Annotated in this window: 26 protein-coding genes and 2 pseudogenes; 11 read left to right on the top strand and 17 right to left on the bottom strand. The window is 46.2% G+C overall.

All coding sequences use genetic code 11. The features are described from left to right. The first annotated feature begins 332 nt into the window (after positions 1 to 332). A complete protein-coding gene (locus CMM32_09475; protein MBT07124.1) occupies positions 333 to 1040 on the top strand; it encodes a peptidase in 708 nt (235 codons plus the stop codon). A 350-nt stretch (positions 1041 to 1390) separates the two neighbouring features. On the opposite strand, the gene CMM32_09480 is transcribed toward CMM32_09475, so the two are convergent. Further along, a complete protein-coding gene (locus tag CMM32_09480) occupies positions 1391 to 1603 on the bottom strand; it encodes a hypothetical protein (protein MBT07125.1) in 213 nt (70 codons plus the stop codon). Positions 1604 to 1918: 315 nt separating this feature from the next. Between CMM32_09480 and CMM32_09485 the strand changes: the two are divergent. Continuing rightward, positions 1919 to 2254, top strand: a pseudogene (locus tag CMM32_09485) (hypothetical protein). Between the two features lie 60 nt (positions 2255 to 2314). Here the strand turns inward: CMM32_09485 and CMM32_09490 are convergent. From CMM32_09490 to CMM32_09520, 7 genes and pseudogenes are all read right to left on the bottom strand, one after another. After that, positions 2315 to 2779, bottom strand: coding sequence for a hypothetical protein (locus CMM32_09490; protein ID MBT07126.1), 465 nt, complete (start codon positions 2777 to 2779; stop codon positions 2315 to 2317). 198 nt (positions 2780 to 2977) lie between these two features. Then, positions 2978 to 3454 carry a hypothetical protein gene (locus CMM32_09495; protein ID MBT07127.1) on the bottom strand — a complete coding sequence of 159 codons (477 nt, stop codon included), beginning with the start codon at positions 3452 to 3454 and terminating at the stop codon, positions 2978 to 2980. Positions 3455 to 4095: 641 nt separating this feature from the next. Further along, positions 4096 to 4722: pseudogene (locus CMM32_09500) on the bottom strand (hypothetical protein). A 138-nt stretch (positions 4723 to 4860) separates the two neighbouring features. Beyond that, positions 4861 to 5250, bottom strand: a complete 390-nt coding sequence (locus CMM32_09505; GenBank protein ID MBT07128.1) for a hypothetical protein — start codon at positions 5248 to 5250, stop codon at positions 4861 to 4863. A gap of 21 nt (positions 5251 to 5271) precedes the next feature. Continuing rightward, on the bottom strand, positions 5272 to 5661 hold the full coding sequence (locus tag CMM32_09510) for a hypothetical protein (GenBank protein ID MBT07129.1): 390 nt from the start codon (positions 5659 to 5661) through the stop codon (positions 5272 to 5274). 238 nt (positions 5662 to 5899) lie between these two features. Next, positions 5900 to 6688 (bottom strand): CDP-diacylglycerol--serine O-phosphatidyltransferase, encoded by a 789-nt coding sequence (gene pssA, locus CMM32_09515; protein MBT07130.1) that lies wholly within the window; start codon positions 6686 to 6688, stop codon positions 5900 to 5902. Further along, on the bottom strand, positions 6688 to 7374 hold the full coding sequence (locus CMM32_09520; protein MBT07131.1) for a phosphatidylserine decarboxylase family protein: 687 nt from the start codon (positions 7372 to 7374) through the stop codon (positions 6688 to 6690). The genes pssA and CMM32_09520 overlap by 1 nt, the downstream gene beginning before the upstream one ends. Positions 7375 to 7759: 385 nt before the next feature. On the opposite strand from CMM32_09520, the gene CMM32_09525 reads away from it, so the two are divergent. The 3 genes from CMM32_09525 to CMM32_09535 all read left to right on the top strand — a co-directional run bounded on the left by CMM32_09525 (position 7760) and on the right by CMM32_09535 (position 9367). After that, entirely contained in the window at positions 7760 to 8380 is a 621-nt protein-coding gene (locus tag CMM32_09525) for an AraC family transcriptional regulator (protein MBT07132.1), read from the top strand. 84 nt (positions 8381 to 8464) lie between these two features. Further along, positions 8465 to 8971, top strand: coding sequence for a hypothetical protein (locus CMM32_09530; protein ID MBT07133.1), 507 nt, complete (start codon positions 8465 to 8467; stop codon positions 8969 to 8971). A 3-nt stretch (positions 8972 to 8974) separates the two neighbouring features. Then, the gene (locus CMM32_09535; GenBank protein ID MBT07134.1) at positions 8975 to 9367 is read left to right on the top strand and encodes a hypothetical protein; all 393 of its coding nucleotides are present in this window, start codon (positions 8975 to 8977) and stop codon (positions 9365 to 9367) included. Between the two features lie 48 nt (positions 9368 to 9415). Here CMM32_09535 and CMM32_09540 read toward each other — a convergent pair whose 3' ends face one another. Beyond that, positions 9416 to 9640 (bottom strand): hypothetical protein, encoded by a 225-nt coding sequence (locus tag CMM32_09540; protein MBT07135.1) that lies wholly within the window; start codon positions 9638 to 9640, stop codon positions 9416 to 9418. Positions 9641 to 10036: 396 nt separating this feature from the next. Between CMM32_09540 and CMM32_09545 the strand changes: the two genes are divergently transcribed. From CMM32_09545 to CMM32_09555, 3 genes are all read left to right on the top strand, one after another. Further along, positions 10037 to 11086, top strand: a complete 1050-nt coding sequence (locus CMM32_09545) for a transporter (GenBank protein MBT07136.1) — start codon at positions 10037 to 10039, stop codon at positions 11084 to 11086. A gap of 77 nt (positions 11087 to 11163) precedes the next feature. Further along, a complete protein-coding gene (locus tag CMM32_09550; protein MBT07137.1) occupies positions 11164 to 11835 on the top strand; it encodes a nitrobenzoate reductase in 672 nt (223 codons plus the stop codon). A 307-nt stretch (positions 11836 to 12142) separates the two neighbouring features. Then, a complete protein-coding gene (locus tag CMM32_09555; protein ID MBT07138.1) occupies positions 12143 to 12352 on the top strand; it encodes a cold-shock protein in 210 nt (69 codons plus the stop codon). A 94-nt stretch (positions 12353 to 12446) separates the two neighbouring features. Here the strand turns inward: CMM32_09555 and CMM32_09560 are convergent, their stop codons facing one another. The 8 genes from CMM32_09560 to CMM32_09595 all read right to left on the bottom strand — a co-directional run bounded on the left by CMM32_09560 (position 12447) and on the right by CMM32_09595 (position 18840). Beyond that, positions 12447 to 12773 carry an NIPSNAP family containing protein gene (locus CMM32_09560; GenBank protein ID MBT07139.1) on the bottom strand — a complete coding sequence of 109 codons (327 nt, stop codon included), beginning with the start codon at positions 12771 to 12773 and terminating at the stop codon, positions 12447 to 12449. Between the two features lie 87 nt (positions 12774 to 12860). Then, positions 12861 to 14408, bottom strand: coding sequence for a methylmalonyl-CoA carboxyltransferase (locus CMM32_09565; protein MBT07140.1), 1548 nt, complete (start codon positions 14406 to 14408; stop codon positions 12861 to 12863). 217 nt (positions 14409 to 14625) lie between these two features. Beyond that, complete coding sequence (locus CMM32_09570) at positions 14626 to 15081, bottom strand: hypothetical protein (protein MBT07141.1); 456 nt, start codon at positions 15079 to 15081, stop codon at positions 14626 to 14628. Positions 15082 to 15090: 9 nt separating this feature from the next. Further along, on the bottom strand, positions 15091 to 15282 hold the full coding sequence (locus CMM32_09575; protein ID MBT07142.1) for a hypothetical protein: 192 nt from the start codon (positions 15280 to 15282) through the stop codon (positions 15091 to 15093). A 78-nt stretch (positions 15283 to 15360) separates the two neighbouring features. After that, a complete protein-coding gene (locus CMM32_09580; GenBank protein MBT07143.1) occupies positions 15361 to 16416 on the bottom strand; it encodes a C4-dicarboxylate ABC transporter substrate-binding protein in 1056 nt (351 codons plus the stop codon). Between the two features lie 156 nt (positions 16417 to 16572). Next, complete coding sequence (locus CMM32_09585; protein MBT07144.1) at positions 16573 to 16875, bottom strand: antibiotic biosynthesis monooxygenase; 303 nt, start codon at positions 16873 to 16875, stop codon at positions 16573 to 16575. Positions 16876 to 16935: 60 nt separating this feature from the next. Then, complete coding sequence (locus CMM32_09590) at positions 16936 to 18342, bottom strand: Asp-tRNA(Asn)/Glu-tRNA(Gln) amidotransferase GatCAB subunit A (GenBank protein MBT07145.1); 1407 nt, start codon at positions 18340 to 18342, stop codon at positions 16936 to 16938. A 96-nt stretch (positions 18343 to 18438) separates the two neighbouring features. Next, positions 18439 to 18840 carry a hypothetical protein gene (locus tag CMM32_09595; GenBank protein ID MBT07146.1) on the bottom strand — a complete coding sequence of 134 codons (402 nt, stop codon included), beginning with the start codon at positions 18838 to 18840 and terminating at the stop codon, positions 18439 to 18441. 203 nt (positions 18841 to 19043) lie between these two features. Here CMM32_09595 and CMM32_09600 point away from each other — a divergent pair, with 203 nt between their 5' ends. The 3 genes from CMM32_09600 to CMM32_09610 form a co-directional block, all read left to right on the top strand. After that, entirely contained in the window at positions 19044 to 20174 is a 1131-nt protein-coding gene (locus CMM32_09600) for a hypothetical protein (GenBank protein MBT07147.1), read from the top strand. Between the two features lie 57 nt (positions 20175 to 20231). Then, positions 20232 to 21194 (top strand): 3-hydroxyacyl-CoA dehydrogenase, encoded by a 963-nt coding sequence (locus CMM32_09605; GenBank protein ID MBT07148.1) that lies wholly within the window; start codon positions 20232 to 20234, stop codon positions 21192 to 21194. Between the two features lie 20 nt (positions 21195 to 21214). After that, the coding region (locus tag CMM32_09610) for a hypothetical protein (GenBank protein ID MBT07149.1) at positions 21215 to 21395 on the top strand (181 nt) is incomplete at its 3' end.

Below are 21395 nucleotides of genomic sequence, written 5' to 3' on the forward strand. Positions count from 1 at the left end.
GAATAGAAGGCTTTCGAGGTTCTCTTCGATCCACTGGTAGTCTCTCTGATAAAGTGGTATCTGCAAGCAGTCTTCATTGGCTATAGCTTGTTCACCCTGGTTAAAGATGGAGTGAAGATCCCAAACGCCAGACTTATAATCAGATGCTTCAGCCATGGTCATCCCATATCCCGTTCAAATTCTCGTTAGTGTAGTATAGCAAAAACGATGGATAAGCCGAATCAAGGTCAAATTGCACCTGAAACCCAATGTTTAAGGATCAGTTGCTTTTCCCGTAAAACTGGGGATCCTAAGAAGAGTAGCCACTGTAAAACCTCTTTCATTGGGGAGCGCTGCTAGTGCACTTAGTCCTTTTAGTGTTATTTCTCGTATTCTGCGCTTGTATATTTGTCGGCCCCTCCATTTGGTTTCGCTCAATTATGGAGCAACACAATAGAGAACGGCCAGAGTTTCCAGGGACAGGGGCTGACCTAGCTCGACACCTTTTAGACAACTTGCAACTTGAACATGTGAAGGTGGAAATGGCCCCCACTCAACATGGAGACCACTATGATCCCCGAGCAAAAGTGGTCCGCCTTAGCCCGGATAATTTTAATAAAAAAAGCCTTTCAGGCATTGTAGTCGCAGCACACGAGGTGGGCCATGCTATCCAAGATAGAGATGGAGATAAAAGGCTTAAAGCTCGACAGCAACTGGTCGTTATGGCTATTTGGGCACAGAGAGCTGGTGTCGCAATTTCCTACCTTTCGCCCCTGACAGGCGCTTTGGTGTCAGTCCGACTAATGCCACTTCAGATTGTTTTGGGGATTTTGATTATGGGGCTACGAGTTGTGGCAGACCTAGTAACACTACCCGTTGAGTATGATGCAAGCTTCAACAAAGCATTAGTCATTTTGGGGGCAGAGAAAATTATTTCTCCCGAAGACATGCCCGCCGCAAGAAAAATACTTACAGCCGCCGCATGGACCTATGCCGCTGGCTCCCTGCGAAGCCTCGTTGATATCTTCAGGTGGTACAGACTATTTAAGGGACGACCCTAAACTCCAACGAATCTCGATGCATTAAAGAAATTAATGACCACACACTTGATCGGCTGCTTCAACTTTCAAGGACCATGGACCCCGGCCAGAAATTATTAGTCCATTAATTAAGTATAAAAACTTCTGGACGAGAAGGATCCCCAACTAACCCGACTAACTGCTCACTTGTGCTCCAGAGAATAAAGGGATCCATCGCAATAGGATAATAACAACTACCCCCTATTATTTAGCAATTAGTTGTCTGCGGCTCCGTCACAGGGCTGCAGACATCTACCTTCCTATAGGGGACATTAGCCTTTTCTATAGCCTAAATAGGTTGTCCCTCGCACCCAAATTAGGCTATTATGGGTTCATGCTACCAAATTAACCGATTGCATGTAGGTATCTTTTGAGAAGCACCAGAAGGGGTATTTTTGTGCCTTTCTCTGGGGGATTCGCTCTGCAATCGGGACCACCTCTCGCAGGCACAGGACCAGAGAACGTAGCTCAATAACAGCTGGTATCGGCCTCCAAACCTCGCCAGTTCTCAACATTTTTTCAACACCAAGCGTCTTCCCCAACAAAAGTCAAACACCCCTTTTCCTGCGCTTCCTAACTTAAAAAGAGGAACATGCAATGGCTAAAATGAATTGGGCACGCAACGCTTACCAGGTAAAAATGTCGCAACAAGGAACAAGCAAATGTTTCAACCAGGGCTTTGACTTGTCTAGTCGGGGGAGCCAGTTTGGCAAGCGAGGTACCTTGCGCCTTATTGTCAAAAAGACGTCCACAACAAAATAGCCCGTAATGGAAAGCCACGCCGGGACCTATTGGTCTCGGCATGGACTTCCAAAAACACTTCTAATGCTTTGGAATGCAACTTGAAACTGGAGAAATGTATGCCGCATGGATTGCCGCGTTGGACCATAAATAACGCAGTGGATAAAGGATACACACTTAACACTCTCGAAGAGGCGAGAAAGCTACTGGTCGAGGCCTACTATTGCGCAAATTTTGCACACTGGATTGGGGATACCCAAAAAAGTACCCGNACCATTAGTAAGACTGTAGAGGTTGAAGGGATGGAAGNNGANTGGGAAGTAACCNTCTTCGATATCGATATAGACGGGGAAGANGGNGCACAACTACNGCACACATANGAAGGAGANANCNTCCNCCTTATAGACCTNTCCCATTGGGAATTACGAAATTTATGGGAGCGATCTCGGCATTGAGGTGCAACCCAAAACACCTTTTATTTAGTTCTAGGTAGGGACTCTAAGCGGGCGATCGGGTCAAGACCAAGAAAACGTTTTGGTCTCAATCCCGTTGCCCGCACAAATCTTTCGAAGACGGCCATAGGTTAAAGGCTCGGAGGAATTAAAGGAGTCTTTCAGGATTAGATAGAGAAACTTAGGAATATCATTCTTTTTCACCTTCATGCTGTATTCGTAATCCCAATCCCCAAACCATTCCTCCACACGGGGACCCATATCGCATCCGTCGATAACTGCTCCTCCGTCCTCTTCCCAATAAAACTTAATATCTGTTGTTTCTTTTCCCTCGGCGGTCACAAATTCCTTGCGATAAAGCTTGGCGGGAAAGCCCATAGGGTCCAGATGTTCCCGCAGACGGCAGGCTTTGATCTTTGACCAGGCGGCTACGTCGTGCGCAGCCCACTCGCTTTCACCTATCCACTTTTCCTTGCCGCTTTTGTTGTTTTTGATAAGGAAAAATCTCTTGGAAATATCAGTAGGCATAGTTCTCCTTCCTGCGAAGTACGTGCGCCCACAACACTACGCCAACCCTCCGTGGCTCGGCAGGCCGCACAAAACGTTGCAATTTTTTGAAGTAAAAACCGTGCGAGCTACGATAGTCGTGCTACGAGCTCACACTTTATATATGGGGATGCATTGCGGAAGCTACAAGCCCTAAACCTTCTAAGAGTAGATCCCTATTCATTCCAACACTTTCACAGCGGAAACCAGTTTGCCCTGCCTGCCTAGCAGGCCATCCGCGATCTCAACGACCAAGTTGTTTGGAGTGCACAACCGGACCAAACCAAGCAACTCCTCTACCGCCTGCTCTTCATTGCCTGGCCCTAAGAAATCGGCAAGAATCGCCAAGGCTATTGCCGGCGATCGGCTCATGCCTGCATGGCAATGAATTAAAAGGGAGGTGTCTCCACACTTTCGTCCAAATCCTAGGGCAGAGTGCACGTGTGCTTCATTTGGTAAAATGCATTGGCCAACCAATGGTTGCAAATAGTCTTCAACAGGCTCACCCGCTATATCGTCGAACCGAAGCACGAGCTGGCTCGTCCCCATACCCTCTATACGAAGGGGGTCCTCGACAATACTATTCTCAATGGTAATCACACCGCCAAAGCCATCAAGATCCGCATCTCGGGCTGCGTCTAAACTACAAATTTGAATAAATGGAGGCCCTCTATGAGGCGGCACTTTGAAACTCGTTGTACATGCAAGAACTATACTCCAGGCCTGTGTTCTTACCAGTTTTTTCTAACTATTTCTTGAGACATTTTGGCGCTATCAACCTAGGCCCTAGCTAGACCTTTTCCTATACAACACCCCAACGTGTTGGCTAATAATACCTACCTTGATAACCACANCCGCACGCCCCACAACCACATAGAATCCACCTGCATGCAACNCAGCTCACATCAACGCTACCGTCTAATCCTGTTTTNCAGAACCAACAATNCGTAACCNTNTTGTTATTACTNCTCACAGTAAATGATGGTGTGGGGACCTCNANTCCCTGGNTATCGAGATGGGCCGCATGGACAAAGGCAAGAACCTTTTTATCCAACTCATCCCATCTCTCTCTGAATTCGTTTTGGATAGCGTCAAAATCGGACTGCATCGCAGCGGTCAAGCCCTGACTTTTTAGAGTGGGCGGAGGCACAAATNATGCAGTGAATAGACTAAAGATGTAACGGCAAAATACTATCTATATGAGTGATTACAAAAAAGAATGGCGTCAATTATTCAGCGCATACATGACGCGGCCAGCAATCTTTGGACAGGTCCGTCAAAGTGCCTTCCGACGCCACGCCAAAAACGATCAACACGGCATAGCTTTTCCGATTACATCCACTAACCAGCGGAGGAGATTCCCCAGGCTTTAGAGGAAAGGCGGACCGATCAGCATATTCCGGCGAACACGTGCCGCTCTCACCTTTGGGCGTATATCGCGCAGACCGGCATGGGCCATGTGTGACATCCCCGATTGTTTTATCATCTGTGAGCGCCCAGGCTTGCTTGCCTTCTGCGTCTGGCTCTTCGACCATCAGGAGAGAAATATTATCCTCACCGTTGGTCACGTAATACTGCCCCGCTGGAATAGGAAACTCTGGGGCCTTCATGATCAAGCCATTCTCATCTAGCCACCAATCATCAATATCAAACCGCCAACCCGCAGGTGCAATATTGCCGGCTTTCTGCAAAACTTGGTACAAACGCAACCACACACCGATCGGGCCTGGGTCAACTTTCCAAAGGCCCCAAGATTCAGCGCCAGTCCCTGAGGTTGCCCCTTCTGGAGCCAATGCCGCGATATACTGGGTTGGGATGCGACGAATTTTTGTTTGAGCAAGCAGTGGGCATGATCTTGCAGTAGCCAAAAAACCAAATGCTGAAGCAAGCCATTGGCGGCGGGTGAGGTTGAATTTGGGTTTCATATGCACCATCGTCTAGTTTCGTTGATAAACCGATGATAGCCCGCTAGTTCTTTTTGGCAAAGCCCAAGCCACTTACTACTCTATTTATATCTTTCAGTAACATCTTTAAGAACATTACCTACGCACACCCTATCTCAGTCAACTTGTATTGCCAGGGACTCCCTGATCAATAATTCTTTGCAGAGTTCGCTTCAATTCATCCAATGTTTGAACGACGTGGCATTGGTAAATCTTTGCTAAATTCCCACTACCAATAGTTAGTTCCAGTGTGGTTCTATCTAAAACCTTATCGTGGTTTACTAATATTCTGACTGCCTTAAACAGCTCTTGATAGTCGAAGGGATTGTGTATGGAACCAAAAACTTCTTGGTCCTTAATAACATATTCAGTGGATTGTCCGTCGTAAAACCAATAACCAAAACTGTTAATACCCCTGTCACACCACACACCTTTACCATCTATGGAGAGAGCCCATGCAACAGAAATGGAAAGAAAAAAAACTAGAAACAGAGATGATAAAGTTTTCATGAAATTAACGTTTATTGTCCTTCATTTTGTGTTGAGTGCTTCAATCTTTTTCTGGAGAATTGATTGAATCTCTTCTGGCGCCCTTACTTCGCAGTAGTACTTTTGGGTCTCCATTCCCATGCTAACTGATAGCCTCAGAGTTTTTCTATCAAATGTATATGAGGTGCTCCACGCAATAGCACTAGCGGTAACCACATAAGCATCTTGATAGATTTCTCTTTTAATAGTTAGTGGCGTTGAATTATCCACGTAAGGCTGGACTACCTTGCCATTCTCAAAAAGGTAATATTTTGGTCCAAACTTCAAAGCGTTTTCAGCAAATATACATTCCAAGCCCTTCCCATCCATTTCTCCTGCATGTACAGGAGCTGTGATAGAGAGAAACAGAATTAGGATTGCTATGTATTTCATAGATAAATGCTATTCCTAGACTCCCGGAAATTCAACAGTAGCACTGGGAACAACACTGGCGCTTTCCTCCAAATGCAGAGGTCACCGGCTCGAATCCTTCGGGGCATGCCATTATATCAATAACTTAATATCCAGTTCGTTCCCTTGTGGATACAACAAATTGGGCACCATTCCCTTCATATAGCCGAACAATCCTATGAAAATCCACGCCCCGGCTACATTTTCTATGAAATCACTATTATCCATCCTTAGAACCACTAGATTCGTCCTCGCCCTGTCTTTTCTTAAACGACAAAACAGCAAAGGGGATAGAAGCGGAGAATGCCATTATTAGAGCAGATAAAGTGAGCCACGGCTCAGTGATAAGCGCCGCAGCCAACAACCCAACGCTCGCTAACGAGAGCGTTATAAATTTTCTAGGAACCCTAATCTTTATATGCTTAAAAGAATAGGTAGGAATCGGCGCAATCATTAACCCAGAAACTACAATCGTCCAAGGAAGTGTAACCCATGCGGAGCGGCAAAAATCCCAATCTGTTTCAATGCCAATTATAAGAGGGAACAAAACCATACCAGCTGCAGCCGGCGTAGCCACACCACTAAAATAATTACTTGCCCAGTCTGGCGCATCAGGTGCAACAGAGGACACATTGAACCGCGCTAGCCGCAGGATAGAGCAAACCACAAACAAGGTAGCGATAACCCAACCAAAACCACCAGCGTTATTTAACGACCATAAATACATTAGCATTACAGGAGCAACGCCAAAAGAAATAGCATCAGCCAAAGAATCGAGTTGCCCACCCAATTCTGTCTGCCCACCCATAAGCCGAGCTACCCGCCCGTCCAAAGTATCAAAAAGTGCTGCTGCTCCAATAAACAAAATTGATATTTCCCATTTCTCTTGCAGTCCAAACCTCACAGCAGTGAATCCACAGCAGAGCCCAAACGTAGTCAAAGCATTCGGCAAAAGCCGATTCAGGCGCTCTCGTCTCACCTGTCGTCTCTCGAAAGAAGTTAGGGCCATTAGCGCCACTCTCCCCCTTGGTCCTCTTCGCTACTATCCAATTTAGCAATTGGGGTTTCTCCCGCAACAGCCCTCTGGCCCGGGATTGCAATAAGCCTCGTGCCTTTGGGCAGATAAACATCGATCCGACTTCCAAAGCGGATCATGCCATACCTTTCCCCAGCCAGCAGTGATTGACCTTCATCAACCCAACAAACTATTCGACGCGCAACCAAACCTGCAATTTGTACAAACGTAATCTTGGCACCCTTTTTTGTTTGTATCACTAATGAGCGGCGCTCATTATCGTCACTGGCTTTGTCTAAAGATGCGTTTAAGAATTTCCCTGGCCGGTAGGAATTTTTGACTATCTCCCCATCGATAGGAATGCGATTTACGTGACAATCGAAGACATTCATAAAGATACTGATGCGGCGCATAGGTGCGTCCCCCATGTCAAGCTCTGGCGGCAATGCTGCATCGCCCACCATTTGAATAACCCCGTCGGCCGGACTGATAACTAGTCCATCCTCAAGTGGTGTTACACGATCCGGATCGCGAAAAAAATATATGCACCAGACGACGAGAACGATGCCAATGAACCCAAGCCATTGGGCAACTGTGAAGAAAACGATTGTTACAGCCACAAAAATCGCGATAAAGAGGTGTCCCTCTGGCCTTACGTTAATAAATGGTATCCTAGACACGTTTGCTCCGTATAAAATGATCCTAACAAGCAACAATACTTAAAATATATTTACCGGTAATTACGTCAGGTGGTTAGAGCGTAGGCTAATCGGCGCTAATTCCGGGATAACTTAGGCATTCTTATACCAGATTACCGCACTAGCGCCAGGAAGAGATCCGGGAGCTGCATCTACTCGTAAAAGCTATTAGGATGTTCATTAACATAACTAAAAGGGGTTAGAAGGCTAGAAGGGAGCGGTTTCAATCAATTTTAATGTGACGTGCCAAGGGCGTTACACACCAAAAGCCCCCCAAAATGTGTGATGTAAAACCTTTTCAGAAGCTATGATGGTAGTATAGTCCCCCGAAATAAGAGCCTATCAAAACAACCCAGATGGACTGACTATGGCAAAGAATGTGGGAATTTTTATTTTTGATGAAGTGGAGATTCTCGACTTTAGCGGCCCGTATGAAGTGTTCTCCCGAACTAGAACCACCCCAGGAATAGAAAGCAGAAAAAATAATGAGTCCGCTCCCTTTAATGTTTTCACCATTTCTAAGAAATTAAAAACCATCCAGGTTTCTGGTGGACTTAAGGTTCTCGCTGATTACAATTTCAAAGACAGCCCAAAGGTTGATATTCTTCTCATTCCTGGTGGCCAAGGAACCAGGCCACTTTTGCAATCAAAAGAAACCATATCTTGGATTTTAGGCACTGCTAAAGAGGCTTCGTTATTAACATCGGTCTGCACAGGTTCTTTGCTATTAGCTAGAGCGGGCCTACTCAGGAATAAAAAGGCAACTACGCATTGGGGGGCCTTAGATTTGCTAAAAAATATCAGCCCCTCTACAAAGATTCTCAGGGACCAGAGAGTGGTGGACGATGGAATAATAACTTCTGCGGGTGTTTCTTCAGGAATTGATATGGCATTTCAAGTTGTTGCTAAGTTGTTTGGTGATCACATTGCCACCGACACTGCTAAATACATTGAATATCGAAGAACCGACAAAACTTTGCCTGGTTAAGGTTCAAAAATTATCGGTACCTGGCAATACTGCAGAAGAGAAACAGTATTTCAATCCCCCACCAACCAATGAGAGGAAGCACGAATGAATCATGGAACGATTTTTGCAAGCATGGCCCTTGCATTCTTCCTATCCCCCGCCCTCGCCCAGAGTGAAGAGACAACGGTGACCTTCGATGACTTGATATATCGAGAAGGAGTATTTTATCATAAGTCCGCTGGTGATAATCCATTTAGCGGAACTGTAAAAAAGGCTGGACAACGCTGGGCCTTCCTAAACGGAAAGGCTGAAGGGCCTTATGTATCTTTTCACGACAATGGCCAATTAGCCTCTATGGGAAGCTACTTAAATGGAGAAAGAAATGGTGAGTGGCTCACTTACCATGTATCAGGTCAATTGATGATCAAGGAAACACTCCAAAATGGAGAGCGGCATGGCGCCTGGGAATATTACTTCATAAATGGTCAGTTAAGAGAAAAAGGAAACTACAAAAATGGGAACATGGATGGCGCCTGGATTGGATTCAGTGTGAACGGGAATGTAAATGAAGAGTACACAGGTAACTTCAAGGATGGCGTGAAAGTTGATTAAACATTGAAGAAGCTAACCCTATTTATCGGACTATTAGTTTCCACAACAATCTCCTCTTCGTGTTTTGCAGATTGGGCGAGAATTGCGGAGAACATCGCCGGGAACACCTTCTATGTGGACTTTCAAAAAATCCACCAAGCAGATGGATATGTTTATTTTTGGCTGCTAAATGATTATGCCAGTAAAAGCGCGTGGGGTTATTTATCTTCGACGGCATATGTGCAAGGAGATTGTAACTTATTTAGATATAAGAATTTGACCTGGACCATCTATAAGCAGCCGATGGCTGCTGGTGATAACCATGTCTCAATTAAGCCTCCAGATGAATGGCTGCACCCCTCTTCAAATCAATCAGACGAAATCATATTAGAAATCATCTGTAAGGGAAGAAATTAGGCGATTCGACACAGCCTGCCTATTTGCCTGGCCTTACGCACCAAGCCTTCAAACAGGCCCGCTGCTGCTCTCTATTATGGTTACAGTGCCATCGAGCGTTCCCACCCGCACCACGGTGCCCATTATTTCTACCGCATCAAAGTCGGTCACTGCGCTCAGAATGACCTTGAAACTGCCACTATTAGCCTCATGATCCGCCAAAGCAGTCTGGGCGGCAAGCAGAATGCCTACAGTAAACATGGCCAGACCAGGTATTTTAATACTTATTGACATCTCTTCTCTCCCAGAATATCGACCCCAGTTACATCAGCCGCACCATTATGCCACACGATGTGACCTATTCATTAGATGTTCTCTCTTATAATGCCGAACAAAAACAGTGGGGACATGGGAACTAAGGGGTTAAAAACCCTAATACTGGAGAATTTATGCTGATAAATAGGAATCAATTCAGAAAAATAAACTGATGCGCCAGCGGATGATTGTGTTAAAACTCTCGGGCTATCACAGATCGACGCAAATGTGGGTAGCAGTCTAACGTGAAGTGATGAATAGCAGCCGCTTTGGCTGCGATCCAATCAAAGGGGCTGAAAGCACTAAGATAGCCGAACTCCCCGTCGCCGCTCTTGGCACGGGATTATTTTTTAACTTAATTGTAGGTCAACGGTTATGTTGCGATCTTTTTACAAGACCAGGGAGTGGGCACTGTGGGCGTATGGTGGCGGCGCTCTGCTTATTCTATCTATCTGGGTCCAGGTTCAGCTGTCCGTCGCATTCAATGATTGGTACAAAGGATTCTATGATCTTCTCCAAAAGTCTGGCGACTTCCTAGACAATCCCCAGGAGGGATTGACTATCTTCTACCAACAACTCGTCTCGATTGACTATGTGAGAGATGGTTTCAATGGAGCCCCTTCATTCCTTGAAATTGCTATTCCTTATATACTTTTAATGACCCTGACATCGTGGTTTACCCAGGTGTATGGCTTGCGGTGGCGACAGGCTATGACGTGGGGATATATTCCTAGATGGCGAAATGTCGAACAAGAAATTGAAGGCGCTTCTCAACGAATACAAGAGGATTGTAACCGGTTTGCCCGGATTATTGAGTCTTTGGGATTACAGATAGTGCGCGCCATCATGACCCTAGTCGCCTTTATACCTATTCTCTATGGGTTGAGTGACAAAGTGGATGTACCTTATTTTCGAGATATTGAGGGTTCACTGGTTTGGGGCGCCTTAATTGTTTCTATTGGCGGCCTGATCATTTCATGGTTTGTGGGATGGAAACTACCTGGCCTAGAATATAATAATCAGAAGGTTGAAGCGGCCTTCAGAAAGGACCTAGTCCTAGGAGAAGATGACAAAGTCAATTATGCAAAACCTGAAAACTTATGGGAATTATTTTTGGGAATACGATTTAATTATCATCGTCTATATTTGCATTATTCTTACTTCAATGTTTGGGTCCATACATATGACCAAGTAATGATATTAGCTCCTTATCTTTTAATGGGACCTGGTCTTTTTACCGGCATGGCAAGCTTGGGAGTTATGATGCAAGTAGGCAATGCCTTCCAAAAAGTTCATGGTGGATTCGCATTATTTTTACATAATTGGACCACCATCACTGAGTTGCGGTCCATATGGAAGCGGCTCAAAGAATTTGAGATCAACCTAGAGCGTTATGAGAGAGGCGCAAGAAGTCAAACTGGTTAAATAATAATCTGGCCTCACTAACTTGCTGTCGACCAAAGTTGGAGCTTGCCCTCTTTTAGCAATTAAGGAGTAGTAGAATGCTATATGTTGACGAAGCAATTCAAAGTCGCAAGTCGGTGCGTGCCTTTAAGGCCCAACCCGTACCCCAGGAAACTATTGCCCACATTTTAGACATTTCATCAAGAGCACCGAGTGGCACAAACACACAACCCTGGCGAGTTCATGTCCTCACAGGAAATTCTTTGAAGCGAGTTTCCGAGTCTGTACTTAGGGCGTTCCGGGAGGCCCCGGGCACGCACACTAACGATAGGCCTCACTACATGGAGACATGGCGTGATCCATACCTAGCGCGGCGCAGAAAAGTCGGATGGGATCTCTATAATCTTATGGGAATCAAGAAAGGCGAACGCCAGAAAACTCAGCAATTTCACTCTGAAAATTTCCGATTTTTCGGGGCACCTGTTGGCCTACTTTTCACCATTGATAGGGATATGGGTTGGATGAGCTGGTTAGATTATGGAATGTTTATCCAAAGTATCTGTATTGCGGCTAGGGGACAAGGGTTGCACACATGCCCACAGGCATCTTGGGGACAATTTCATAAAATTCTCGAGAAAGAGCTTGGACTCCAGCCACCTGAAATGGTCCACGTTGGCCTGAGCCTGGGATACGAGGATACGGAAGCTCCACAAAATAAACTGGAAACCATTCGAGAGCCCGTATCAAAATTTGCAGTTTTCCACACTTAACAAAAGGGCCACAGAAGGTTTAAGTCTAGGGTCTTGGAAATGTAATAAATCCCAAAATGAGCCCATTTTCTGCCAACAAACCATCTTTATTCATCATTATTTGCAATTATATCGATAATTATGCAGGTTATGCTTGTTTTTATGGCCTCAACTGTCCATATAGGCTTAATCAGATCTTCGAAGCCTGGGCGTGTCCTGCTTTGTCACGCCGACTAAAGCACTAAATACTCCATGCAAATCGTTGAACTGTTTTTTGAGATCCCCCTTATGTAAGGTGGAACATAAACATTATGTAGAGGAACTATCGATGGCTACAGGAACCGTGAAGTGGTTCAACCCAGTAAAGGGTTATGGATTTATAACTCCGGATGAGGGCGGCTCGGACGCCTTTGTTCATATCTCTGCTGTTGAGCGGGCTGGATTGTCCACACTTCAGGAAGGCCAAAACGTTAATTTCGACCTTGAGGCCGGACGCAATGGCAAAAGTTCAGCTGAAAATCTAACGATTGTAGAGTGAATTAGCGCTTATTACCGTGGGGAGCCCGCCGTTTTTGGCGGGCTTTTCCTGTTTTAGCGCCTCGCTTAAAGAACATTCACCTTTCTCACATATGTTACTGTGCCGTTGACTTCTTGGTGGGGACAACCCGCTGCACCATGATCTTATCGCGATGGATGACCTTGGCCACCCGTGGCCCTATGTCGTTAACCCAATGAGGGTCTTCATACACCGCCTTGTATAGACGTTTTCTTTCTCTTTCAGTATTGAAACGGCGCAACCAAACATAAACGCTCTCATCTGTTTCGCCTCTGTAAGAACCAGTTATCACCATTCCTTTGGAAATCTGGAACGGGATAATTTCGGATTCCATTAGTTTGAGCCACTCATTCATTTTCCCGCGGCGAATTTTATATTGTCGTATTTCGTAAAAAGCCATTATTTACTCCTCCCATGGGTGCAATTTACTTTCTTATAGCATCTGAAAATTTCAGACAAAGTGTTCAGGTTTTCCTAGCACGCAACGAAATCACGGGCGCATCGCAAATCGTGTTGGACCAGCTGTTCTAATTGGGGCTGAACTATTGGCAAAATCACATAACAATTTTCGGGTATCCCGGGGATCAACTATCTCCTCAATCCAATAGCTTTCTGCCGATCGGAATGGAGATCGCAGTTTATTGAGCCTGTCTTCTATCTCAGCTAATTTTGCTTCAGGATCATCAGCAGCATCTATATCTGCGCGATAAGCTGCCTCAATACCGCCTTCCAGCGGGAGTGAACCCCAACGCCCGGAGGGCCACGCATAACGGTTACAAAATCTGCCACCATTTTTATGGGCAGCGCCAGCAACGCCAAAGCAGTTACGAACAATAATAGTGCACCAAGGAACAGTTGTTTGCCACATTGCAGTCATGGCACGAACGCCCTCCTTGATTGTTCCATTTTGTTCTCCCTTGAGTCCGATTTCAAAGCCTGGACAATCCACTAAGTATGCCACTGGAAGATGGAATGTTTCCGCAAGATCTAGAAACTTTGTCACCTTCTTACAAGTATCGGCGGTCCAACACCCCCCATAAGAATAAGGATCACTAGCCATAATAGCCACAGGCCAACCGTCCAAACGCGCAAAACCTGTGATGACTGACCGTCCAAACTGACTCCCCATCTCAAAAAACGATCCTTTATCAACTACGGCCTCTATGATGGGTCGCATCTTATAGATCTTACGGGGGTTTCGTGGGATTGCCTCCAACAACCAGTCAATTTTTCGGCCTGGGTCGTCGTCCGTCTCATGGCGGCTGGCAAGTTCATAAACAGAATTCGGCAGGTACGAAAGAAAAGTCCGCGCACATTCAAATGCCTCCTCCTCCGTATCCACTGCATGGTCAACCGCCCCTGACTTTAGCTGTATTTTGTATCCGCCTAGTTCATTCTTTGTAAGATCTTGGCCAATCCTCTTGACTAAAGGCGGACCCGCAACAAATAAAGCAGACTTTTCCTTTATCATTACGGAATAGTGAGCTGCGGCCAGATAAGCCGCCCCAAGACCGGCTACCGAACCTAGGCCCAGGGCTACCCTAGGGATTGTCCCCATGTTCTCCACCAAAATCTGCCATCCTTCAAGTTCGGGGACATTAGCACGGCCCGTAGTTTCAATAGTCTTAACAGATCCACCACCACCCGACCCTTCCACCATACGAATTAATGGCAACCGCAAAGCGTTAGCCATTTCCTCACAGCTTTGGTTTTTTTTCGGAATGGTGGCGTCGGCTGATCCCCCTCGCACGGTGAAGTCATCCCCTCCAATAACCACTGGGCGTCCATTTACCAGTCCTTTCCCAAAAACAAAATTAGATGGGACTAATTTCGATAAATCGTTATTGGAGTCATATTTCGCCATCCCGGCAATTTTACCGCTTTCATGAAAAGTGCCAGCATCTGCCATTAGGGCAATTCGCTCACGAATAGTGTACCGCCCTCCATCTTGCTGACGTTTTACTTTCTCCCGACCACCCAGTTCCTCAGCGAATGCCTCTCTGCGGCGTAACTCATTAAGCTCTTCTTCCCAGGACATAAAATTCAGACCTCACTTATGGGCTAATTTACCAGAATTTATTCGACCAGATTCTTTCACACGTCCGCTAATAGTACCGCATAGTGCGAATTTATTCTGTTAAAACAATAAAATATATTCTCATTGCCAACGCTATATGCGTGAAAAATTTGAATCAAGGCTTGCAACCACACCTAATTCTTTTCCCGCACCAAACACAAGCAGATGACCCCCCACCTTAAGCAACACCATCCGGATCATTGCGTGTTCTATGGCCATAGAACGCCTCCATATCTTCGGCCACTTTCTGAGCGCCAGCGTCTGCCGACCCGCGCAAGTTATCCATTACTTGGCGTCGATCCGTTTCCGGACGATTTTGGCTAAGTTTAGCTTTCGAGTGCAACCGTACGATAGAAATATCAAAAGCTACAATATGGGGAATCATTTCTTCAACCAGCTTTTTGTAGTCCGCTGTATCCGGCCATGCGTTCCCTGGATCTGGGTCCTCAAACTCAACCATCCCCCAGAGTAAATCCTTTATGCAACTAGTCTCCCCTATAAGACTTGGAGTACCATAGGCATGAACCGCACTATAATTCCAAGTTGGAACAGCGGGTCTCGATAGGTACCAGTTAGGCGAAATATACGCATGATTGGATAAAAAAATAGCTAAGACCTCCCCCCCATCTGCCAATTGCTCCCACTATGGATTCTCTTTAGCCATATGCCCACGAAGTGAACCGTACTGACCTCCCTGGCTAGTCCACAACAAAGGTAGATGGCTCGCCATAACATCTGTTTGTGTTCCAGAGACCAACGTCGCAAAATTGTACTTTCTCATTATTCGCTGGGCCGCTGGATCATCCTCCAATGCAAAGTGTGACGGCGTATACATCGTGCGTCTTCTCCTCAGCCCATTTGTAAAGGTAATCTCCAGGAGCCTGGAAACAGGCTCACTTTCTCCATAGCCACATTATCGTTTGCCAATTGGAAATCGAAACTTGGACCAATTTTCCATATCTTTTTGAAAAAGCCTCCTATGTTGTAAAACTCTACTAAACCAAGGATCTTTTGCCGCTTCGACATCAGCCCAAAGATTTGCAGCCGTGTCAGCAGCCTCTATAAATTCTGGGTCCAAAACAATTAGCTCGTTGCCATAGGCTTCCATTTCCTCCAGCGCTCCGATATCTCGGTATGCCCAACGCGCCCAGCTTTCCAATGTCATTATTTTGCCCGCTGCCCGCAACATCTCGCGGTCATGCTCACTTATGCGTTCCCAAGCCTCAAGATTAAAAAGACACTCCCAAGTTGCAGATGGCTGATGGACTCCGGGCATGATCACGTATTTAGCAATTTTGTGAAACCCTGATGGCAAATTTATAGCAGGCGAACCCCACTCCATTGCGTCTATTACGCCCCTCTCAAGAGCAGGATATACCTCAGCACCCGGAATAATTACAGTGGAAGCACCCAGTGAACCCGCGATTTCTGCCCAAGCTCCAGCCGTTCGAAGCTTAAGGCCTTTTAAATCCTCAATTGTTTCTACGCGCCGCGTTGAGTGCATGAAAAGTTCTGTTGGGCCTATTCCACATGGGATGGATGCTACATCAAACTTCTCCTTTCGAAATTCAAACCAGAGTTCTGCCCCGCCTGCTTCAAATAACCAGATAATCATCTCTTCAGGGTTTAGGCCGCCGGCCATATTCCCAAAGAGGACCGTGGTCTTGTCGATGCCCCAATCGTAGCCCATCCACGTGTGGCCAGCCTGAACGATATTAGCTTTCGCAGTCTGGGAGACTTTTAGTGGGCTCCCTAGCGTGCCGCCCGGGAAGACATTGATTTGTATGCGCCCATCGGTAAGCGTGTCCACCCACTTCGCATAACCCCTTGCCTCCTCTTCTAGAATTGGACCACCGCCCCAGGCTGTCGCCATATTCCACACTTCGTCTGCTCTTACCGCAGAGCCCACGGCGAGTGTCAAAATTATTGCCAAGACTTTTAGCAAGTTGGCTTTGGCGTTTCTAAACATAAGACCCTCCCAGCATAAACTTTTAAATAGACAACGAGTTTAGGCCACCTTTAAGTGCGGTGGCTATAGAATCTAACAAACCAGTTAAGCAGGGCAAGAATCCATCCCTATGGGATCTCGATGAAAACGGGCCTAGCTGGATACGAAACTAAAAGGTCAAAGAACTACCTCGAAGCCCTCAAAAATAGGATGACCCATGTACAAGTCAGAATGCTTCCCAGCACCTTTGTGGGCAAGGCGAAACGCCTCCGACTTGGTCCAATCAATAAAATCTGCCTCTGAGTTCCAAGTGCTATGCGAAGCGTATAAGGTATAAGCATCCGTGGTTTCACCCTTTACTAGATGAAACTCTTTAAACCCAGAAACAGAGCTCAATTGGGTATCTCTATTCCTCCAGACCTTCTCAAAATCCGCCTCTTTCCCTTTGACAATCTTAAATCGGTTCATTGCGATGAACATCAGTTATTATCCACTTTTAAATTAAATAGTTTTTCGCATCTTGAATTCTCGTTGCCCCCATTAGATAGCGGGATGCTCATTATGCCAATCCGTTTCACGTTGATACGCATGACCCGCTCTAACCAGCAAATCCTCTTCAAAATGACGGCCGACAAATTGAATTGCAATCGGCATGCCGTCCCTGGTAAAGCCCGACTGCATGGTAACAGTGGGACTTCCGGTAAAATCAAATGGGCTAGTAAATCGGGACATCCCCATAGCCCGCCACGCCTTTGGATCAAGCCTACCCTCTTTAACATTTTTTTCTGTTGGTGATGCCGTGCCTTGTGCGGGAACCACTAATACATCAATGTCATCGAAGACCGCCCTTACTTCACCACAAAAACTATGCCGGATTAGTAGAATGTTTTGATAATCAGTCGCCGAAAGCGATAGACCAAGGTCAATCAAACGGGCCAATGCGGGCCCATATTGCTCTTTGTTTTTAGGGTACGTTTGGCGGTGGGCCAAAGCAGTTTCTATCCCACAATGGGCAGGCCAATTATCCAGCACCGCATCAGTATTTGGAAACGTGACCTTCCGAAGATTGGCCCCCATCGACCTGAGCACCGTTAGTGCCTCTTCGGTTGTTTTTCGCATTTCCTGATCGACATCCCGCCGATTGTATAGGGGGTCATATCCAAATTTTAATCCACGAATTCCACGCTCCAGTCCCGCCAGATAATTTGGGACAGGCGCGGTCGAAGCTGTAGGGTCATTTTTATCCGCCCCAGCAATAATATTGAGTACTGCGCCGGTGTCAGCAGCATTTCGACACATTGGGCCAATATGATCGAGGGAAGCCGCCAGTTCAAAAATACCGTATCGCGACACGCGGCCCCAGGTCGGCTTAAGACCCGTTAAGCCATTAGCAGCAGATGGGAACCGTATTGAGCCGCCTGTATCACTCCCGATAGAAGCAAAGCACAAACCAGCGGCAGTGGCAGCCCCAGAACCAGATGAGGAAACACCAGCCCAGTGTGCTGAGTTCCACGGATTTAACGGAGGAGAAACATCTGGATGGTGTTCGGAAAAAGCACCCTCAGTCATTTGCAGTTTCCCAAGAAGCACAGCTCCTGACTTGGCAAAGCGTTGAACTACAGTTGAATTATATCTGGGCTTAAAATTTGCATGAATAGGCATGCCCGCCGCTGTTGGTATGCCGCGGGTAAAGCAAAGATCCTTTACCGCTATTGGGACCCCGTGAAGCGGCCCCCTAATGCGACCACGAGATATCTCTTGTTCTGCTTTTTTTGCTTGCTGTCTTGCTAACTCTTCAGTGACAGTCGCATAGGCTTTTATCTTTCTATCTTTTGCCCGAATACGTTTAAGCATGTGCTCGGTCAAATCGACCGGGGAGAACTCCTTGGCGTGAAGCCTCTGTGCAACATCTAATAAACTAGCAAAATGAATGTTTCTCGGAGCCATATATCTCTCACCTCAGCTTTATTTCCAGCTTATAAAAAGTCTTCTAGAAGACTTTGCCAACTGCGAAAAGACACGCGATGCAGGTGGGCATTTAGCTCACTCACTACCCGCATATTTCCAGTAAGTGTCTTTAAGCATAATCATCCCATCACCGCGCAAAGTCCAGAGATCGCAGCCAAACCAATCCAGGAAATTCCCATTTCGTTCGTGCCCAATAACTCTCCATTCAGAACATCCCCTGTTACCCGCCACCCAATGGCTATGAATCTCCCATGCCATATCCGGAATCGACGTAAAGCGCTGGGAAAGCATTGATCGAATATCCTTTTTCCCGACCAACCGATCTCCTTCAGGGGGGTTCCCACGTGAAATTCGCCAAACACCCTCATCCGCGAACCGCTCCAATATTGCTTCTATATTGTGATCATTGAACGAATCACAGACTTCTGTAATGATCTGCAGGTTCCGTCTTTCAGAATCTGTCATACTGAGATCCATTTTTGTGGAGGAAACTGAACTAAACTACAAAATGAAGAGTGTGGCAACGATATATAGATATCTACTCCAATGTCTTCGTTATACAAGCGTATCTTTCTATAATAGCGAATTCGACAAAGTTTTATGAAATTTGTGCATTCTGGAGCTTAAACATGTTCAATTTCTTTCCCCTAAAAGCGTTAGGCAAATCCATCATATTTGTAATGCCGATCGTTTATCTTACCTTCCCGGTAGCGGCCGATCTAATGATCGTGGGCGGCGATAACAAAGTAAGATTTGATGGTCCCGACATCCTATTTGAAGCGCCGGGAAACGATATGATTTCTATAGTGGATATTGGCGACGATCCCGCTAATCCAAAAATCATAGCTAATCTTCCTATTAGCAACTCAGTATTTGGCCCGCCGACCAATTTGGTGATTACCCCAGACGAGTCATTAGCTTTAGTTACAAAAGCCATGGAGTGGACTGAAGGCGAAGACGGCTGGAAGCCAAGCCCTGATAATCGTATTCACGTCATTGACCTTACAACGAAACCACCAATGCTTATTGATACAGTGAAGGTGGACTTTCAGCCATCCGGCATGGCTATAAATAGGTCAGGCGACCTCGCATTAGTCGCTCACCGCAAAAGCGGCACCATTGGTGTCCTTGAAATCAAAGGCAGCTCCGTGACCATGATCCAATCGGTGGATATAGGTGAGGAGGTTGCCTCAGTTGCCATCACACCTGATGGTAGCATGGCACTTGTGACTAAATTTAGTAGCCACAAAATTTCAGTACTCCGTATTAATGGAAGTCAAGTCACCTACGATGCCTCTCTGGATATGCCAGTCGGGTTAAAACCTTATAATGTGCAAATTACCCCGGACGGCACTCTCGGCCTCACCGCAGACCACGGGCCTGGGTCGGACGGCCATATCGATACTGTAAGCGTGATTGATCTTACTGCATCTCCTCCCCGCGTCATTGACCGCATAATGGTTGGAGATGCCCCTGAAGGATTAGCTATAAGTCCGAATGGTGATATTGCAGTGGCCATTTTGCTCAAAGGAAGCGGGGGCATAGCGAGCGACAGTTGGGCTTACAACAGAAATGGAAGTGTGGTCGTACTTGGGATTGAGGGAAAAAATGTCCGCGTTATCGCTGAGGTAGATGTTAGAGGTCTGCCGGAAGGCGCAGTGTTTAACCCTAGTGGAGAATATCTCTATGTTGGAAACTTTGTGGACAGAGATATTTCAGTTCTGAAAGTTGACGGCACTTTGTTGACCAATACTGGAACGATCCTTAAATTACCGGCTAATCCCGCCTCAATGAGGGGTCGCAATCCATAACCAAAGGTATAGGAATTAGCCTATGATATTGGTCGATTGAGGGAAAGGAATTCCAATATGGACAAAAATATTGAGGTTGCTGTTATTGGCGCCGGCCTAATGGGCCATGGGTTAGCTTTGGTCCATGCCATGGGTGGTCACAAAGTAAAAATGCAGGATATTAGCAAGGAGCAGCTAGAAGCAGGAGTGGCTCTCATTGCAAGTGCGCTAGATACGTTGGTGGATGCAGGTGTTTTAGAGAAAAATAGTGTATCTGGAATCATAGATAGGGTTGAGCCAGTGGAGTACATAGCGGACGCTGTTGCTAACGCTGACCTGGTTGTGGAAGCAGTTCTGGAGACGGAGGAGGTTAAGAGGATAGTATTTAAGGAAATAGATGAGGCTGCTCCAATGGATGCGGTGATTGCTAGCAACACATCTGGCCTAGATATTTTTCCTTTAGTGCCGGAACGCAGGTTGAAAAACAGTATCATTGCGCATTGGTACACTCCTCCATATATCATTGACTTAGTAGATTTGGCGGCAGGTCCGGAGACAGATCCTGAACTTCTTACGCGGATGGAGAAGTTCTATCTGGCTATGGAAAAGAAGCCGGTAGTATTTGAAAAATTTATTAGTGGTTACGTTGCGAATAGGTTGCAGTCTGCGATTTATTCAGAAATTTTCAAGCTGCTTGATGAAGGCTGGGCTACTGCCAGAGCAATAGATGATTCCATTAAGTATGGGCTGGCCCACCGCATGGCCTTGCAGGGAGCCTTAATGAAAGCGGATTTTGCTAGTCTAAAGCTGATGCAACTAGGAAGAAAGCAGATGACCTATCAACCTCCGGCGCAGAGCCCTGGCAGTCCCACCGTCGATAGGTTGGTCGAAGAGGGACGCTATGGTGTGATGAGTGGTGCTGGTTTCTTTGATTATGGTGGTAAATCTCCAGCTGAAATTTTTAGGAACAGGGATATGGGACTTTTGCGGCTAAAGTTGGAGGCGGCAGAGATCGAAGAAGATTATCCGCTAGGTTCTTAAGTGATAAACAGGCCCCTTAAATGAATTTTGAGATTTGCTTTCCGGTACGTAACGAGCTTGGGGAGGGGCCCATCTATGACGGAAAGACGGCTGAACTTATCTGGTTTGATATTGTTGGTCAGGTCATGTTTATTGGAAATACAAACCAGGGCGCTCTTAGATCCTATGGATTTGGCGAACCCGTTTCGGCTGCTTTTCTTA

The sequence above is a fragment of the Rhodospirillaceae bacterium genome (genome assembly GCA_002728255.1).
In the GTDB taxonomy this organism is placed as follows: Bacteria; Pseudomonadota; Alphaproteobacteria; order UBA7887; family UBA7887.

Excerpts from the sequence above, each read along its gene's own strand:
- CMM32_09565 (MBT07140.1), bottom strand. The coding sequence starts at position 14,408 with ATGTCCTGGGAAGAAGAGCTTAATGAGTTACGCCGCAGAGAGGCATTC.
- CMM32_09575 (MBT07142.1), bottom strand. The coding sequence starts at position 15,282 with ATGTATACGCCGTCACACTTTGCATTGGAGGATGATCCAGCGGCCCAG.
- CMM32_09490 (MBT07126.1), bottom strand. The coding sequence starts at position 2,779 with ATGCCTACTGATATTTCCAAGAGATTTTTCCTTATCAAAAACAACAAA.
- CMM32_09510 (MBT07129.1), bottom strand. The coding sequence starts at position 5,661 with ATGAAATACATAGCAATCCTAATTCTGTTTCTCTCTATCACAGCTCCT.
- pssA (MBT07130.1), bottom strand. The coding sequence starts at position 6,688 with ATGGCCCTAACTTCTTTCGAGAGACGACAGGTGAGACGAGAGCGCCTG.
- CMM32_09505 (MBT07128.1), bottom strand. The coding sequence starts at position 5,250 with ATGAAAACTTTATCATCTCTGTTTCTAGTTTTTTTTCTTTCCATTTCT.
- CMM32_09600 (MBT07147.1), top strand. The coding sequence starts at position 19,044 with ATGCCGATCGTTTATCTTACCTTCCCGGTAGCGGCCGATCTAATGATC.
- CMM32_09555 (MBT07138.1), top strand. The coding sequence starts at position 12,143 with ATGGCTACAGGAACCGTGAAGTGGTTCAACCCAGTAAAGGGTTATGGA.
- CMM32_09590 (MBT07145.1), bottom strand. The coding sequence starts at position 18,342 with ATGGCTCCGAGAAACATTCATTTTGCTAGTTTATTAGATGTTGCACAG.
- CMM32_09595 (MBT07146.1), bottom strand. The coding sequence starts at position 18,840 with ATGGATCTCAGTATGACAGATTCTGAAAGACGGAACCTGCAGATCATT.
- CMM32_09580 (MBT07143.1), bottom strand. The coding sequence starts at position 16,416 with ATGTTTAGAAACGCCAAAGCCAACTTGCTAAAAGTCTTGGCAATAATT.
- CMM32_09525 (MBT07132.1), top strand. The coding sequence starts at position 7,760 with ATGGCAAAGAATGTGGGAATTTTTATTTTTGATGAAGTGGAGATTCTC.
- CMM32_09585 (MBT07144.1), bottom strand. The coding sequence starts at position 16,875 with ATGTTCATCGCAATGAACCGATTTAAGATTGTCAAAGGGAAAGAGGCG.
- CMM32_09540 (MBT07135.1), bottom strand. The coding sequence starts at position 9,640 with ATGTCAATAAGTATTAAAATACCTGGTCTGGCCATGTTTACTGTAGGC.
- CMM32_09530 (MBT07133.1), top strand. The coding sequence starts at position 8,465 with ATGAATCATGGAACGATTTTTGCAAGCATGGCCCTTGCATTCTTCCTA.
- CMM32_09550 (MBT07137.1), top strand. The coding sequence starts at position 11,164 with ATGCTATATGTTGACGAAGCAATTCAAAGTCGCAAGTCGGTGCGTGCC.
- CMM32_09545 (MBT07136.1), top strand. The coding sequence starts at position 10,037 with ATGTTGCGATCTTTTTACAAGACCAGGGAGTGGGCACTGTGGGCGTAT.
- CMM32_09605 (MBT07148.1), top strand. The coding sequence starts at position 20,232 with ATGGACAAAAATATTGAGGTTGCTGTTATTGGCGCCGGCCTAATGGGC.